General features: G+C 39.9%; 12 protein-coding genes. 4 read left to right on the forward strand and 8 right to left on the reverse strand.

Annotated features, from left to right (window positions below; translation table 11 throughout):
• Positions 1–5 precede the first annotated feature (5 nt).
• A complete protein-coding gene (locus tag NG743_RS24650; protein ID WP_027403600.1) occupies positions 6–893 on the reverse strand; it encodes an IS982 family transposase in 888 nt (295 codons plus the stop codon).
• Positions 894–1,134: 241 nt separating this feature from the next.
• On the opposite strand from NG743_RS24650, the gene NG743_RS24655 reads away from it, so the two are divergent.
• The gene (locus NG743_RS24655; RefSeq protein ID WP_257121087.1) at positions 1,135–5,406 is read left to right on the forward strand and encodes a beta strand repeat-containing protein; all 4,272 of its coding nucleotides are present in this window, start codon (positions 1,135–1,137) and stop codon (positions 5,404–5,406) included.
• 352 nt (positions 5,407–5,758) lie between these two features.
• On the opposite strand, the gene NG743_RS24660 is transcribed toward NG743_RS24655, so the two are convergent.
• On the reverse strand, positions 5,759–6,142 hold the full coding sequence (locus tag NG743_RS24660; RefSeq protein WP_257121088.1) for a zinc ribbon domain-containing protein: 384 nt from the start codon (positions 6,140–6,142) through the stop codon (positions 5,759–5,761).
• Positions 6,093–6,365: a hypothetical protein gene (locus NG743_RS24665; protein ID WP_257120677.1), complete on the reverse strand. Its 273-nt coding sequence runs from the start codon at positions 6,363–6,365 to the stop codon at positions 6,093–6,095. Before NG743_RS24665 ends, NG743_RS24660 begins: the two co-directional genes overlap by 50 nt.
• Before the next feature lie 130 nt (positions 6,366–6,495).
• Between NG743_RS24665 and tnpA the strand changes: the two genes are divergently transcribed.
• A complete protein-coding gene (tnpA, locus tag NG743_RS24670) occupies positions 6,496–6,900 on the forward strand; it encodes an IS200/IS605 family transposase (protein ID WP_193962874.1) in 405 nt (134 codons plus the stop codon).
• A gap of 375 nt (positions 6,901–7,275) precedes the next feature.
• Here tnpA and NG743_RS24675 read toward each other — a convergent pair whose 3' ends face one another.
• The 3 genes from NG743_RS24675 to NG743_RS24685 form a co-directional block, all read right to left on the reverse strand.
• On the reverse strand, positions 7,276–8,448 hold the full coding sequence (locus NG743_RS24675) for an NAD(P)/FAD-dependent oxidoreductase (RefSeq protein WP_027401396.1): 1,173 nt from the start codon (positions 8,446–8,448) through the stop codon (positions 7,276–7,278).
• A gap of 125 nt (positions 8,449–8,573) precedes the next feature.
• Positions 8,574–9,935: an AtzE family amidohydrolase gene (locus NG743_RS24680; RefSeq protein WP_257121090.1), complete on the reverse strand. Its 1,362-nt coding sequence runs from the start codon at positions 9,933–9,935 to the stop codon at positions 8,574–8,576.
• A gap of 7 nt (positions 9,936–9,942) precedes the next feature.
• A complete protein-coding gene (locus NG743_RS24685) occupies positions 9,943–10,131 on the reverse strand; it encodes a DUF4089 domain-containing protein (RefSeq protein ID WP_027401394.1) in 189 nt (62 codons plus the stop codon).
• A 624-nt stretch (positions 10,132–10,755) separates the two neighbouring features.
• Here NG743_RS24685 and moaA point away from each other — a divergent pair.
• Positions 10,756–11,742, forward strand: a complete 987-nt coding sequence (gene moaA / locus NG743_RS24690) for a GTP 3',8-cyclase MoaA (protein WP_257122177.1) — start codon at positions 10,756–10,758, stop codon at positions 11,740–11,742.
• Positions 11,743–11,837: 95 nt separating this feature from the next.
• Here the strand turns inward: moaA and rpsD are convergent, their stop codons facing one another.
• Positions 11,838–12,446 carry a 30S ribosomal protein S4 gene (gene rpsD, locus NG743_RS24695; protein WP_027401392.1) on the reverse strand — a complete coding sequence of 203 codons (609 nt, stop codon included), beginning with the start codon at positions 12,444–12,446 and terminating at the stop codon, positions 11,838–11,840.
• A 263-nt stretch (positions 12,447–12,709) separates the two neighbouring features.
• Between rpsD and NG743_RS24700 the strand changes: the two genes are divergently transcribed.
• Positions 12,710–13,294, forward strand: a complete 585-nt coding sequence (locus NG743_RS24700) for a hypothetical protein (protein ID WP_051424238.1) — start codon at positions 12,710–12,712, stop codon at positions 13,292–13,294.
• Between the two features lie 61 nt (positions 13,295–13,355).
• Here NG743_RS24700 and hetR read toward each other — a convergent pair whose 3' ends face one another.
• Positions 13,356–14,255 carry a heterocyst differentiation master regulator HetR gene (hetR, locus tag NG743_RS24705; RefSeq protein ID WP_027401391.1) on the reverse strand — a complete coding sequence of 300 codons (900 nt, stop codon included), beginning with the start codon at positions 14,253–14,255 and terminating at the stop codon, positions 13,356–13,358.
• Positions 14,256–14,461: the final 206 nt, after the last annotated feature.

Consider the following 14,461-nt stretch of genomic DNA (forward strand, 5'->3'; position numbering starts at 1 on the left):
AATAATTAAATTAATAAAGCTGGTAGAGAAGTTACTTCATGTTTATCTAATTTTAAAGAAGGTTTTTTATCTTGCCAAGTATAAGCAATTAAACCAGCAATAATATTAACCATAAAATTAGAAATACTGCGATGACGAGAATGAACAACTTGGGAAATATTTTGAAGTTGGTCATTGACAGTTTCAATTAAAGCTCTTTTTCTTAACATAAGTTTTTCCCACAATTCAACTAATTTATTCTTCATATTCTTCTTAAAAGGAGTAATTAATTTCACATCATTTTCCAATAGTTCCTGAAATAAACTTTTAGAAATATATCCTTTATCTCCAAAAAGTCTTCCCCATAAATTTTGTGCCAAAGTAGGAACTGGTTTCCGGTCATCAACATTTCCGGGAGTAACTTGAAAAGCTAATAATTCGCCTTGTTCATTAATAATTAAATGAAGTTTAAATCCAAAGTACCAATCCACAGAACTCTTGCCCCAGCCCGATAAGCCACGGAAAACTTTATTTCTTTTTGCTCTTTTATTATGACAAATAGGAATACCCATGCTGTCAATAAAAGAGATGCCACTACATTGACCTTTTCGACTATTAAGATAACAAATTAAAGGCAGTAAAGCATCAGGCATTAATTCAACAAAGCGATTATAACTCACTAAAGATGGAAAATATCTGTGGTAGATTGTTAAAATGCTTTTTTGATAATAGTCCTGAAAATTACGATAACTTGATTGGTGAAAATGAACAATAATAGTCATGACTTCACTTAAACATAAGCGACTTTTTCTTTTTCTTTTTTGTGACTGGCTCGAAATTAGTTCTGAGTTCAATTTTGCTTCAAAATCCAAACAGAAATCATCTATTGCACAAAATAATTGTTCTAATTCCATTGTCCATTTTTCCTTGCTCAAACAACTACTTTATTCTTAAATCTTTGGTGCAATCTTGAGTATGATTAGTAATGTTATTTAATGGTTTTTAAGAAAAATTTACAATTTATATTATTTATTCCCAAGAAATTGTCAATAACCGGAAATTATTGATAACCGCTAAAAATTCATTTAATCCTGAAACTCTTTCCAGTCAACACTTGTAAGTTATTCTCTTCCGTCGAACTCAGGTAACACCAATGTGACTGGTTTAGATATGGCTGGAAGTATTACCTACAGCAATGGGGAAATTCTGAATATTAACTTAGGTTCAGGTGCAGACAACTTCACCATTAACAGTACCCACACAAATCAAACCAACTTGAATACTAATGCAGGTGCTGATACAGTCCGCATTAAGACCATCAGTGGTGCAACCAACGTTTCCACAGGTACAGAAGACGATAATATCCAGATTTATAACGACAGCAACACAGTAGATAATATTGCTGCTTCATTAACAGTTAGTGGAGATGCGGGAACTGATACCATCACTGTTAATGATGCTAGTGATACCAACGATAATACAGGCATATTAACCAGCACCAGTGTAACTGGTTTAGATATGGCTGGAAGTATTACCTACAGCAATGGGGAAATTCTGAATATCAACTTAGGTTCAGGTGCAGACAACTTCACCATTAACAGTACCCACACTGGACAAACCAATCTAAATACCAACGCAGGTGCAGATACGGTAACGATTAATGACGCGAGTGGTATATTATCAGTTAACAGTGGCGATGGTAATGATAACCTAATAGTCAATGCAACTCGCGCTACGACTAACATTGATACTGTTGCTGGACAAGATAGTATTCGCATCAAGTCTATTAATGCCGCGACAACAGTGAATTCAGGTACAGAAGACGATACCATCACAGTTGGCAACGACAGCAACACAGTAGATAATATTGCTGCTTCATTAACAATTAGTGGGGATGCGGGAACTGATACCATCACTGTTAATGATTCTAGTGATACCAACGATAATACAGGCATATTAACCAGCACCAATGTAACTGGTTTAGATATGGCTGGAAGTATTACCTACAGCAATGCGGAAACTCTGAATATTAACTTAGGTTCAGGTGCAGACAACTTCACCATTAACAGCACCACTGCCAACGTCAGTAACTTAGTCATAATTAACGCTGGTGCTGGTAACGATAACCTGCAAGTAACAAACATCAACGGCTTGAATCAGCTAGTCGTAGTCGGGGGAATCGGAAATGACAGCCTCACAGTTCAGCAATCCACCAACACCCACACAATCCTAGTAGGAGATGAAGCCAGCATCCAACACACAGATAGTTGGCTGAGTCAAATTACCAGTAACAGTGGTAATGGTAACGACACCATTACACTAAACAGTGGCAAAAATACAGTCCTCGCAGGTGCAGGAACCGACACCATTACGACCAACAACGGCACAAACCGCAACATTCTTCTAGGAGACAACGGTACAGCTAAATTCAGCACCGGCAACCTCACCCAAATTACCAGCACAGATAACAGCATTGGTGGTCAAGATATCATCCAGTTGAACGGAGGAACAGAAAACCTAGTCATCGGTGGGGCTGGCAGCGACACAATTACAAACGCTACACCAGGTAACAGAGGCAACAATGACAGCGATGTCATCTTTACAGACGAAGCCGACCTCATCGTCACCAACGACGGCTACGATATCACCTCCATTAACCCCAACAACGGTGGTAACGACACAGTACAAGCCCCAGACAATGCCCAAAAAGTAGTAGTAGGTGGCATAGGTAATGACAACATCACCACAGGTAAAGGCAACGACCTAATCACAGGAGGTAACGCCCGCATCCGTCGCATCTTCAACGGTGTTTGGAACTCCTTAATCACCTTCATCTCTGGTACAGGAACAGACAACGATATTCTCAGAGGAGGGGATGGTAACGACATCATTTATGGTCAAGCAGGAGATGACAGCCTCTACGGAGAAGCCGGAGACGATGTATTGAGCGGTGATGAAGGATCTGACTTTATTGATGGTGGTGCAGGAACAGACCGCATGAGTTACCAAAGCTCTGCCAGTGGCGTAATCGTCAACATCGACAGCACCAAAGGCTATCAAGGCACAGGTGGTATAACCTTTACCTCACTCACCCAGTCCACATCACTGGTTACCAACCTAGAACCAGTCTTTAACATAGCCGCTAACACAGCCCAAGACAGCTTTGGCAACCTTGACCAACTAGCCAACTTTGAAAACATCACCGGTTCAAACTATAACGATATCCTCATTGGTAATGCCCTTAATAACAAAATAGAAGGTTTAGCAGGAGACGACATCCTCATCGGTAACGCCGGCAATGACAGCTTAGAAGGCAACGAAGGGACTGATACCGTCAGCTACCGCCGCGACCCACTAGCAGTAATTGCTAACCTCACCACTGGCATTGCTACTGATGGCTTTGCCAATACCGACAGCCTCACCAACATTGAAAACTTAATTGGTAGTGCCTATAACGACCAATTGACAGGTAATACAGTCAAGAACCGGATTTACGGCGGTGCCGGCAACGACATCATCTCCGGTGGTGATGGTAACGATGAACTCTATGGTGAAGATGGCAACGACATCCTCAAAGGTGAAGCTGGTGATGACTTCCTTGTCAGTGGTACTGGTATAGGCGATAATTTTCTATCTTACTCACCTACTGACCAAATAGATGGAGGAGCAGGCATTGATACCGCCTCTTACTACACCTCAACCATGGGAGTAATTGCTGATTTGAGTACTGGTATCGGCTTGTTAGGAGATGCTAATGGAGATCGCTATACAGGGGTAGAAAACTTAGAAGGCTCACAGTACAATGACATTCTCACAGGAGATTCCCCCTCCTCTTCCGCAAAGCTGGGATCACAGTACAATGAAATTCCCACAGGAGATGCAGGAGATAACCTCTTATCTGGACTAGGAGGAGATGATAAATTATACGGACTCGATGGTAACAACAAAATCTATGGTGGTGATGGGGCTGATTTCCTCAGTTCTACGGGTAGCAGTAGCATGGAAGGAGGTAGCGGTATCAACACCTTTATCACCGCTGGTATTGGTGACAATACGATTTACTGCGGTGATGGTAACGATAATATTACTACAGGAGCAGGTGATGACATTATCTACGCTGGGGAAGGGATTAACGTCATTAATGCCGGGGAAGGTAATAACACCATTTACGGTGGTAGTAGTAAAGATACAATCACCACAGGCTCAGGAAATGATGTAATCTACGCCTACGGAGGTGACAACATCATCAATGCTGGCGCTGGTAATAATAAAATTTATACTGGTTCTGGTAGTGACAGCATTACCACTACCACAGGCGATGACATCATTAAGGCTGGTGATGGTAACAATACGATTAATGCTGGTTCAGGTGCAAATGACATTACTACTGGCATTGGCAATGACACAATTACTACCACAACAGGCAATGATGTGATCATTGCTGGGGATGGTTACAACTACATTACTGCCGGGGATGGGCTAAATAAGATTACTGGCGGTACAGGACGAGATGATGTCTTTACCGGCTCTGGAGACGATGATATCAAAGCAGGTGACGGCGATAACAACATCTTCACTGGTGCTGGTAATGACACAATTTCTTCTGGCTCTGGAATTGACCAAATTAATGCTGGTGACGGTGATAACTACATAGATAGTGGTGCTGGTAGTGATATTATCACCAGTGGTAGTGGCAATGATATGATTCTGGCTGGTGAAGGTACTAATACTATCAATGCTGGGCATGGTAGTAATGTTATTACTGCTGGTAGCGGCAATGATAACATTACTACAGGGTCTGGTAACGATAATATCAATGCTGGAGAAGGTAACAATATTATTAGTGCTGGTAATGGACTAAACACAATTACTACTGGTTCTGGTAGTGATACCATCACATCTGGCAGTGACAAGGACATCATTCAGGCAGGTGATGGCAATAATACGATTAATGCTGGCAATGGTGATAATGAGATTACTACTGGGGCTGGTAATGATAGAATTACCACTGGTATTGGTAAGGATATAATCGTCGCTGGTAATGGTTACAACTACATCACGACTGGGGATGGTAATAAAAATATTACTGGTGGTGATGGACGTGATGATATCTTTACTGGTAGCGGTGATGATGTTATTAGTGCTGGCAATGGTGACAATAATATTAATGTCGGCAATGGCAATAATACTGTCACGACTGGTTCTGGTATTGACAGTATCACTGCTGGAAGTGGTAATGATATAATTAATGCTGGTGATGGTAATAATACTGTTAATGCTGGTCATGGCAATAATACTGTCACTACTGGCTCTGGTAATGACAGAATTACTACTGGTTCTGGTAATGATACGATTTACTATGGCGACGGTATTGATGTGATTACTGCTGGTCTTGGTACTAATGTTATCAAAAAGTCGAAGTCATAAGGGAACACCAAAAAATAAATTACCCAATTTTGTGGGATGGGCATCCTGCCCGTCCTTGATGATTAGCAGGCAAGACTTGTACTGAGCTTGTCGATAGCGTGGCGTTAGCCATAGTATGCCCGCACCACGAGAAATTTTCGGGTATTTTTTTAATTGGAAGTCCCTTAGTCCACTTAGATTAAAATACCTTTTTTCTGGTTTTACCTGCTGAATTTGACCCTCCCCGGTCTAAAGACGCGGGGATTCTTAATCGAATAATTGTCAAGACAACTGCTCGAATAATATCCGCTTTTCAGGTATTACCTTAGATGTACGGTTCTTGCCCTGATCCTGTTTGCCATTACTGGCAGAATCATCTCTGACAAGCGTAACTTTCAAAAGAGTCCCCCGGTAGGTTTTTAATGTCTTTGCTGACAAATTTTAAATTAGCTCTTCGTAAAATTGTCCGAGAAGCCTGAGTATCAGCATGGTCAATATGACCACAATGTTCACAAATGAACTTTTCGCCATCTCTATTAGCTTTACTAATATGATGACAAGCCGAACATTCTTGAGAAGTAAATTGAGGATTAACGGATAATACTGGTTTACCAGACTTCAATGCCAGCCAAGCAATCTTAGAAAATAATTCGCCCCAACTGGCATCAGAAATAGAGCGATTTAATCCACGTTTTGCAGATTGACCATTAGCCATAAATCGTCCTTGCTGCCTTTTGGGTTTGCAGCGGGACTTCATTGCTATTTTTTGTTAACTCAGCATACATGATGCCATGTTTAACAATAGGGCAGGTCAAAGGGCAATAAGAACCATATTCAATTCGACTATCTAAGTCTGAGAATGCACCATAATAGTACATCACGGACTCATCTGATTTCTGGTTATTAGTCTCAAAACCGCGCTGACGTTCTGCCAAACAATAATTTCTGTGTTTCCGCAAAGTAACAAGCCACTCAGACATTAAGGCTTGTTGCCCAATATTCGGTTGTAGCTTGAATCTCCAGCGTATTTGCACAGGTTTATTTTGTTGATGTAATTGATGATATAACTATGTTAATCTCCAATTAAAAGGAAGTCAATAGCTAAAATCTATGAAAAAAAGTTCTTATGAATATCGGCATTATAATCACGCTGTCGGGTTGAGCGTGATTCATCTAGTCTGGATACCTAAACGCCGAAAGAAGGTACTTGTTGGGAAAATCAGAGATAGGATTTTTGAGATATTTTCGGCATTAGCTATTGAAAAAGACTGGAATATTCGTGCGTTAGAAGTTGCGCCAGGTCATATTCATTTATTTGTAGAGATTCATCCAACCGATGCAATATTTCAGGTAGTTAAAGCATTTAAAGGACGCTCATCTAATTATCTAAGAAAAGAGTTTCCAGAATTAAAAAAGCTACCGTCACTTTGGACTAGTAGCTATTTCTTTTCAACTGCGGGGAGTGTTGCCGCCGACACAATAGAAAGATATATTAATGACCCGCATCATAGTTGAGAATATTGGCAGCGGTTAAAACCGCACGGGTAGGCTTTCCCCCGCGCTCTAAAGAGACGCGGCTCCCAGCCTTCCCGCAATCCCCTTGTGGGATCTAAAAGTGCAAGAACAGGAAATAGCAACGTTTAGCGGAAATTTCCCCTCGTTTAGAAGTTATTCATCAACAAGAACAATCACTAAGTAGTGAGACAAAATTAATTACACAATGTCATTGCGTAAACGTTGCGTGGCGTTAGCCATATGGAACGAAGTGAAATGAAGCAATTCCAAGGGTTGTGATTGCTTCCCTTCGCTCGCAATGACTGTAAATATTTTTGTCCAATTACTTATTACAAGAAGCTGCTAAACTCATAAAATCAGATTCACAAAATACTATTAATCATGCCAACGGTGAGGAGACATCTGTTTAATTATCTCATCTTCATAACCAGATACAAACTTAGCAAACCGGACAGCTAAAGGAGGAACAAAAATAAAAGGACTAGTAAAACCTGAAAATATATGCAGTCCTGAAAATTCAGAAATAGCACCAATTAAAGGTAATTTATCCTGAGTAAATGCGACTAAACAATGATGCCATATTCCTAGTACATTTCCTAAACTTGGTAATATTTTCGTGATGCTTTCTCGTAACCATTGTTCACTTGCTGCTGAGTTAATTTCTGCTTGCGGATTTACTAAAAATCGGCTAACTTGACCTAAGCGCAAACTACCGTCCAACAATTGCACCACACCAACATCTAAAATTGGTGGTAGTATTTCAGTATCTGGGTTATCCCATAATTCATCAATTTGAGTAGATTCTGCTTCTAATTGAAATCTTTGCAAATTTGCTGGTGATACTAAGGTATGTAATTTAATATCCAAAGGTGGTGTTTCAATAATTTCTGCATGAGAAAAATATATTTTCGCAGTAATACCCATTGATTTTAGTAATTTTCGACTAATTCCTCCAGCACAAATAACAACATTATCACCATAAAAAGTAGTGGTATTTGTTTTCACACCTGTACATTTTTTGGAAGGTGTCGTGATCAATTCTAAAAAATTCCCAAATTCAATTTCTCCTCCTAAATTTACCATAGCTTGAATGTAAGCTTGAGTAATTTTTTCTGGGTGAACATGACCATGTTTAACAGTTAATGCACCAGATATGACTTGAGGATTTAATAAAGGTTCTAATTCACAAGCTTCTTGAATAGTAATTAACCGCGGAGGAGTCAAAACTTCTTGATAAGATTGAAGCATAATTTCAGGATTCATATCCACAGGAATAGTCATTAATAAATCTAATTCCCGAAATTGAGTATCTGCATTTAATTCCTGTGATAAGATACGGTAACGGGTAATACCTTCCTCACATAATTGTTGTGTAATTGGTGTTTTTCCTGACCAAAAACTAATTCCACCATAACTATAACGAGTAGCATTTTGAGATATTTCATATTGTTCTAACAAAAGGACAGAAAATCCGACTTTTGTTAGTTCATAAGCAAGTGCAGCACCAGTAATTCCCGCACCAATAACAATCCAGTCGTAAATTTTCATAATTTCGATATTTAAGATTTAAAATAAATTACACCACAATACAGTTAAGTTAAAAATGCTTTTTCTCTGTGTCCTCTGTGCCTCTGCGGTTTGTTTTAAAAAAGAGTTTTATTCCTAACAGAAACCTATTGAACTATACCATATTTTTCTAAAATTGCTGCAACCCGTAAAATTAAAGCTTCATTATAGGGTGCTGCTATTAATTGTACTCCTAAAGGTAAATAATTTTCTTGATGAATAGGAACAGATAAAACAGGTAAACCAATAAAAGATAATGGTTGAGTGAATAAACCCAAATGAGGACGAATCAGAATTTCCTCACCATTTAATATCATAGTTTGTTGACCAATTAAGGGCGCAGTAATGGGTGTTGTCGGGGCAATAATTATATCTACATTTGCAAATATTTCTCTAACTTGATTTCGATACCATTTTCTAAACCGCTGCGCTTGCAAATACCAACTACTAGGAATTAATGCACCTGCTAAAAAACGATCTCGCGTCGCAAAATCAAAGTCTTGGGGACGGCTTTTTAATTTATCTAAATGTAAATTCGCTCCTTCACAAGCGGTAATGATAAAAGCCGCAGCACGGGCAATTTTTGTTTCGGGAATAGTTATATGTTCACTTACATTTAAAGCATTAGCCACCTTGAGAACGGCTTCCAAAGCCTCTATATCTGCATTTTGGGTAAAATAATCATCGGCGATCGCAATTCTCAAATTAGAGATATCATGATTTATTTGTGGTAAACATTTAGAAATCGGACGTTTTGTACAAACTGGATCTTTTTCATCTTCACCCTGCAAAACATCAAAAATTGTGGCAATATCTCGGACTGAATTAGCAAAATGACCGATATGATCTAAACTACTAGAAAATAATTTTACACCTGCACGGGATAACCTGCCATAAGTAGGTTTAAACCCAAAAACACCACATAAAGCCGCAGGAACACGAATAGAACCGTTAGTATCTGAACCCAAAGTAAAAGGAACTAAACCCCCAGCAACCGCAGCAGCAGAACCACCAGAAGAACCTCCCGCAACACGGTTTAAATCATGGGGGTTATGAGTTGTGCCATAATGGGCATTTTCTGTGACAAATCCATAAGCATATTCATCCATATTTAACGCCCCAACTAACACCGCACCGGCTTTTTTTAATCTCTTAATTGCGGTTGCGTCTTGGGTAGAGGGGGGATTTTCAGCATTGATTTTTGCCCCTGCTAATGTTGTCAAACCTGCAATATCAAATAGGTTTTTCACTGCAAAAGGTACACCAGCTAAAACACCGGGATTTTTCCCTCCTGCAATTTCTTGATCAATATTTGCTGCATCTTGTAAAGCTGTTTCTGTGGTAATAGTTGTAAAGCAATTTAATTCATCATTTCTATCAGCAATTCTAGTTAATGCAGCTTGGGTAATATCCACTGCGCTAATTTTACCTGATAACACATTTTCGGCGATAGATACAGCATCTTTCATGGTTCATTTATGGTTCAAAAATAGGTGCAATTTCCATTGATTCTGGCAAAGGGAAGTTATTGACGATTTCAGCTATGTCTTTGATTTTCTCAAAATTGGCAATTACACTATTTTTGTATTCATCATTTATTGGTAAATCCAATAATAACGACATTTGATGAACATATTCTTGAATTTGCAAATTATTATTTTCCATCTTTGTAGGGTGAACAATGCCCACTAAAAAACTATAAATTACCCAAAATAATTATATATTTAAATTGGATTAGGTTTAGATAACTTCTCTTTTATTCTTCATATTCAACATTTCTATATTTGATCATAAATGGTTCATTTTATGATTAAGGCTCTATAATAAAATAGTTTGAATTATAACCCCTTTTATCAATGTCAGTAACCCAGCCCTAAAGGGACTTGGCTTGCAAGAGTAATCAAGCAAGCCGTACTGACCAGACCACCCTGAGTTTACTCTCATGGTAGCCGTTATTTGAGTCACGACACCCCGGAATGCGTTCGCGCCAGCGTGCCGTCAGGCATAGCTAGTTCCCTGCTCTGTCGCTTGTGATTAAACAGTTCTAAGGTCACTGGAACAGTGTTGCAAGCCTAACAAGCTCTTATAACAGGTCGTTCGCGCCAGCGTGCCGGAGGCATCTAGCTAACATTACCCCAGAAATGGGAGTTGGTTTCCAGATTCCAATCAAAAATCTGGTTTCAATTTTAATATCCACAGCGGTTAAAACCGCTCGTGTCGTTTCCCTCTCAGGTCTAAAGACGCTGAGTTTCCCACTTACCGGGTGTTCTTATGACAACTAGCGATATTATAACCAAGGTGGACTATCTCCGCATCAGTTTAATTGATCGCTGCAATTTTCGTTGTCAATACTGTATGCCATCAGGTGCAGAACTTGATTATATTGTCAAGGAACAATTGTTAACTGATGAAGAACTGCTTACCCTCATTCAAGAAGTATTTATCCCTGTCGGTTTTACCCGCTTTCGCTTAACTGGTGGTGAACCTTTACTCCGTCCCCACTTAGTTGATTTAATTGAAAAAATTGCTCATCTTCCCCAAACTCAAGATTTAGCAATGACTACAAATGGGTTTTTACTCGCTCCTATTGCTCAAAGCCTCTATGATGCAGGTTTAACAAGAATTAATATTAGTTTAGACTCTTTAGATCCACATATATTTGAAGAAATTAGCGGTAATCATGGGCGTGGACGTTGGCAACAAGTATGGCAAGGTATCCAAACTGCGTATAATGTAGGATTTGACCCATTAAAACTAAATGTGGTAGTAATTCCTGGTGTTAATGACCATGAAATTTTAGATTTAGCTGCTTTAACTATTGATAAACAATGGCACGTCCGATTTATTGAGTTTATGCCTATTGGGAATGAAGACTTGTTTGGCGATCGCGGTTGGGTATCTTCAGCCGATTTGCGTCAATCAATCCGTGAGCGTTGGGGCTTGACAGAATCCCAAATTCGTGGTAACGGACCGGCTGATGTATTTCAGATTCCTGGAGCTAAAGGTACAATAGGATTTATTAGCCAAATGTCAGAATGTTTTTGCGATCGCTGTAATCGGATGCGTTTAAGTGCCGATGGTTGGCTACGTCCCTGCTTATTAAACGAAACAGGTCAAATCGACTTAAAAACTGCTTTACGTGCTGGCATTAGCACCACCGACTTACAATCACAAGTCAGACAAATTTTAAATATCAAATCAGAAATCAACTTTAAGCAACGCGACTCTGGTACTGTCGGCACGTACACCCGTACCATGTCGCAAATTGGCGGCTAGTCAATTAAGCAAATTTTAGATTTTAGATTTTGGATTGTAGATTCAAGGAAAAACAATTCCAATCCAAAATCATAAATCCAAAATCCAAAATTGTCTTACGCTTGACGTGAGTAGTATTCCACCACGAGTAGTTCATTAACTTGTAGTGCTACCCATTCCCGTTCAATTACACTATTGACCTTACCAGATAACTTGGTTTTATCAAACTCTAGATGACTAGGCAAGTTAGCTAAACCGGGATATTGCAAGTTAGCTTCCACCAACTTCTTAGAAGCTTCTCTGTTTCTCACAGCGACTTCTTCACCAGGACGGCATTGATAGCTGGCAATATTTACTGGTTTGCCATTAACAGTTACATGACCGTGATTTACCAATTGACGGGCGGCGGGGATTGTCGGAGCCATACCCATGCGGAAAACCGTATTGTCCAGGCGCATTTCTAACAATTGCAGCAACACCTGTCCTGTAGAACCAGCTACTCGTCTAGCTTTACGGACATAACGCAGCATTTGTTTTTCAGTTAAACCGTAGTTCATGCGGAGTTTTTGCTTTTCCTCTAAACGGATAGCATACTCAGAGCGCTTTTTACGGTTTTGACCATGTTGTCCAGGGGGATAAGCACGTCTAGCACTCTTGCGAGTTAAGCCTGGTAATTCGCCTAAACGACGGACAATTCTGAGGCGGGGTCCTCTATATCGGGACATGAGTTTCCTTAATTTAATCCTTCTAAAATTTTATTCAGACCTACCATTATGGCATAGTTCCCAAAAGCATAGACATTTTATAGCTAAATTGTCTTTTATTTACCGCTAATATTCACAAGAAATCAATCCCTTGAATTCACCACTTTTCGGTGGATTTTTGGGGAAAAGCACCGACATTCCTTGATGGTAGAAAATTGGGACTAGATTCTACGGTAGCATAACCTTGGTGGAATCGAAACCGGTTATGTTAACAAGCGAAAAAAATGAGTAACTTTGGGAACAAAAAAAACAATTATTCCTTCAGAGGATTTACAGCATCATTTATAACTATAGGTGGATTACTAATCGGTAGTTTACCTACTCTGGCTGTCACCGATTCCTACGAGAATGACTATCGAGTTTGTGCTGCCCAACTTTTGAGTGTGGGAGTTACAGCTACATCAGCATCTCAAAGTTGTGCTTCGGCAATTCGCCCACGAGAGTTATCCTCATGTGTAGCAAAAATTCATAAGCTTACACAAATCACACCTGTGGATGCCCTTTCTTCCTGTCGTCAGAGTCGCAGTCCACAGGATTTAGCAACCTGTGTAGTTAGCATTAGTAAAAGTTATCAGGGTTCAGAAAATCTAGCTACCTTAACATCCTGTGGTCGCAGTTTGTTACCAGTAACCTTTGCTGAGTGTGTAGTTGGTTTACGTCGGGAAATTGATTTGAGTCCTGTTCAAGCATTAAATACTTGTATTAGTGCCAGTGAAGGATCTAGTGGTTTTGGTGCCGTGTCTACAAAGCCATTGGGTTTTAACCCCAAGCCGGAGACTTTCGCCTTGACCCTCAACTCCCATGAGTAAATAGATTTACAACGTAGGGCTGGTAAATATGCCACCCTACGCAACATAAAAATTTTGTTTTCTATTCATCTTTATTACCAACAACCATCTGTAAGATCATCGGAACTCCGCCTTCTTTGTGATATTTATCACCCCAAGACCGAATAATTTCATCTAGTTCCTCCATTGCTGGCTCAATCCAATCAGGTGGAATATCCAATTCTTCCACAGCCCGCATTGTGTTTGGTTTGCGCTCTGCCCAATATTTCATCATGCGGAAATACCGAGCCGTGTCCTCGACCATTGTATATGTACGTTCTTGGTCATCGGCTGGAGCATAGAACGGACGGGTGAGAGCATAAAAGGGCATTCCCCAGGGACAATCAATGCGTGTTACCGTTCCTGAATACAGTAAACGACGCTTAATATGTTCGGCTAATGCTTCACTCAAGGGCATCTGATGGCTAGGGGGTAGGTCTTCCTGCGATCGCTTATGAAGAAAGTCAATTAACTCCATAAATTCAAAAGAGGAGACTAACTTCGCATCAGGAAGATTGTCTGGGAGCTTTTGCTCAATTTGTTTTTTTTCTTCACTAGTCAAACTCGTACCGGGGACGCGGGATCTTCCTGGTATCCAAGGATACTTTTCCATCCAAACATAGGGAAGTTGGATCAGATAGCGCGGTTCTTGAGAACCCAGCATTTTTAGCAGTTTGCCCTCGGTTAAAGCAAGTCTTACTTCTTCAACAATGATTTTTACTCGTTTCGGCTCAAGGTGGTGCAAATGACCAGTCATTCGCAGATTTTGACCTTGCTCTAGATAAGTCATGTAAATTGCACACTTGGCTGCTGTTGCGGCTGCATCTAAAAATGCTCCATGCCTATGGCCACTTGTACGCATGGCACTAAATGCCAGATAAAGCATGATCTGATCCATCGCACTAGGTCCAAGACGCTTGATCAGATCGATGTCGTTGGTCATATTCTACAGACGGATAAATGGCTTGTTTACAAGTGTGATATTGAAATCAGACTAAGAATTATACACCCAGTTGGACACAAATATTTTAAATCTAAACCTAAAAATTACTGTTTGACTCGGGAATTTTTAGGCGGTAAATACTGAGGGTGTAAATTGATAGTTTCTCACATCGGACTAACTAGCCCCTTCCCCTGGTAAACTCAAAG

The organism is Dolichospermum heterosporum TAC447 (genome assembly GCF_024584745.1).
GTDB classification, from domain to species: Bacteria; Cyanobacteriota; Cyanobacteriia; order Cyanobacteriales; family Nostocaceae; genus Dolichospermum; species Dolichospermum heterosporum.

What these genes read in the sequence shown, in the direction of transcription:
- NG743_RS24650 (WP_027403600.1), bottom strand. Translation starts at nt 893, where the DNA reads ATGGAATTAGAACAATTATTTTGTGCAATAGATGATTTCTGTTTGGAT.
- NG743_RS24660 (WP_257121088.1), bottom strand. Translation starts at nt 6,142, where the DNA reads ATGAAGTCCCGCTGCAAACCCAAAAGGCAGCAAGGACGATTTATGGCT.
- NG743_RS24665 (WP_257120677.1), bottom strand. Translation starts at nt 6,365, where the DNA reads ATGTCTGAGTGGCTTGTTACTTTGCGGAAACACAGAAATTATTGTTTG.
- tnpA (WP_193962874.1), top strand. Translation starts at nt 6,496, where the DNA reads ATGAAAAAAAGTTCTTATGAATATCGGCATTATAATCACGCTGTCGGG.
- NG743_RS24675 (WP_027401396.1), bottom strand. Translation starts at nt 8,448, where the DNA reads ATGAAAATTTACGACTGGATTGTTATTGGTGCGGGAATTACTGGTGCT.
- NG743_RS24680 (WP_257121090.1), bottom strand. Translation starts at nt 9,935, where the DNA reads ATGAAAGATGCTGTATCTATCGCCGAAAATGTGTTATCAGGTAAAATT.
- NG743_RS24685 (WP_027401394.1), bottom strand. Translation starts at nt 10,131, where the DNA reads ATGGAAAATAATAATTTGCAAATTCAAGAATATGTTCATCAAATGTCG.
- rpsD (WP_027401392.1), bottom strand. Translation starts at nt 12,446, where the DNA reads ATGTCCCGATATAGAGGACCCCGCCTCAGAATTGTCCGTCGTTTAGGC.
- NG743_RS24700 (WP_051424238.1), top strand. Translation starts at nt 12,710, where the DNA reads ATGAGTAACTTTGGGAACAAAAAAAACAATTATTCCTTCAGAGGATTT.
- hetR (WP_027401391.1), bottom strand. Translation starts at nt 14,255, where the DNA reads ATGACCAACGACATCGATCTGATCAAGCGTCTTGGACCTAGTGCGATG.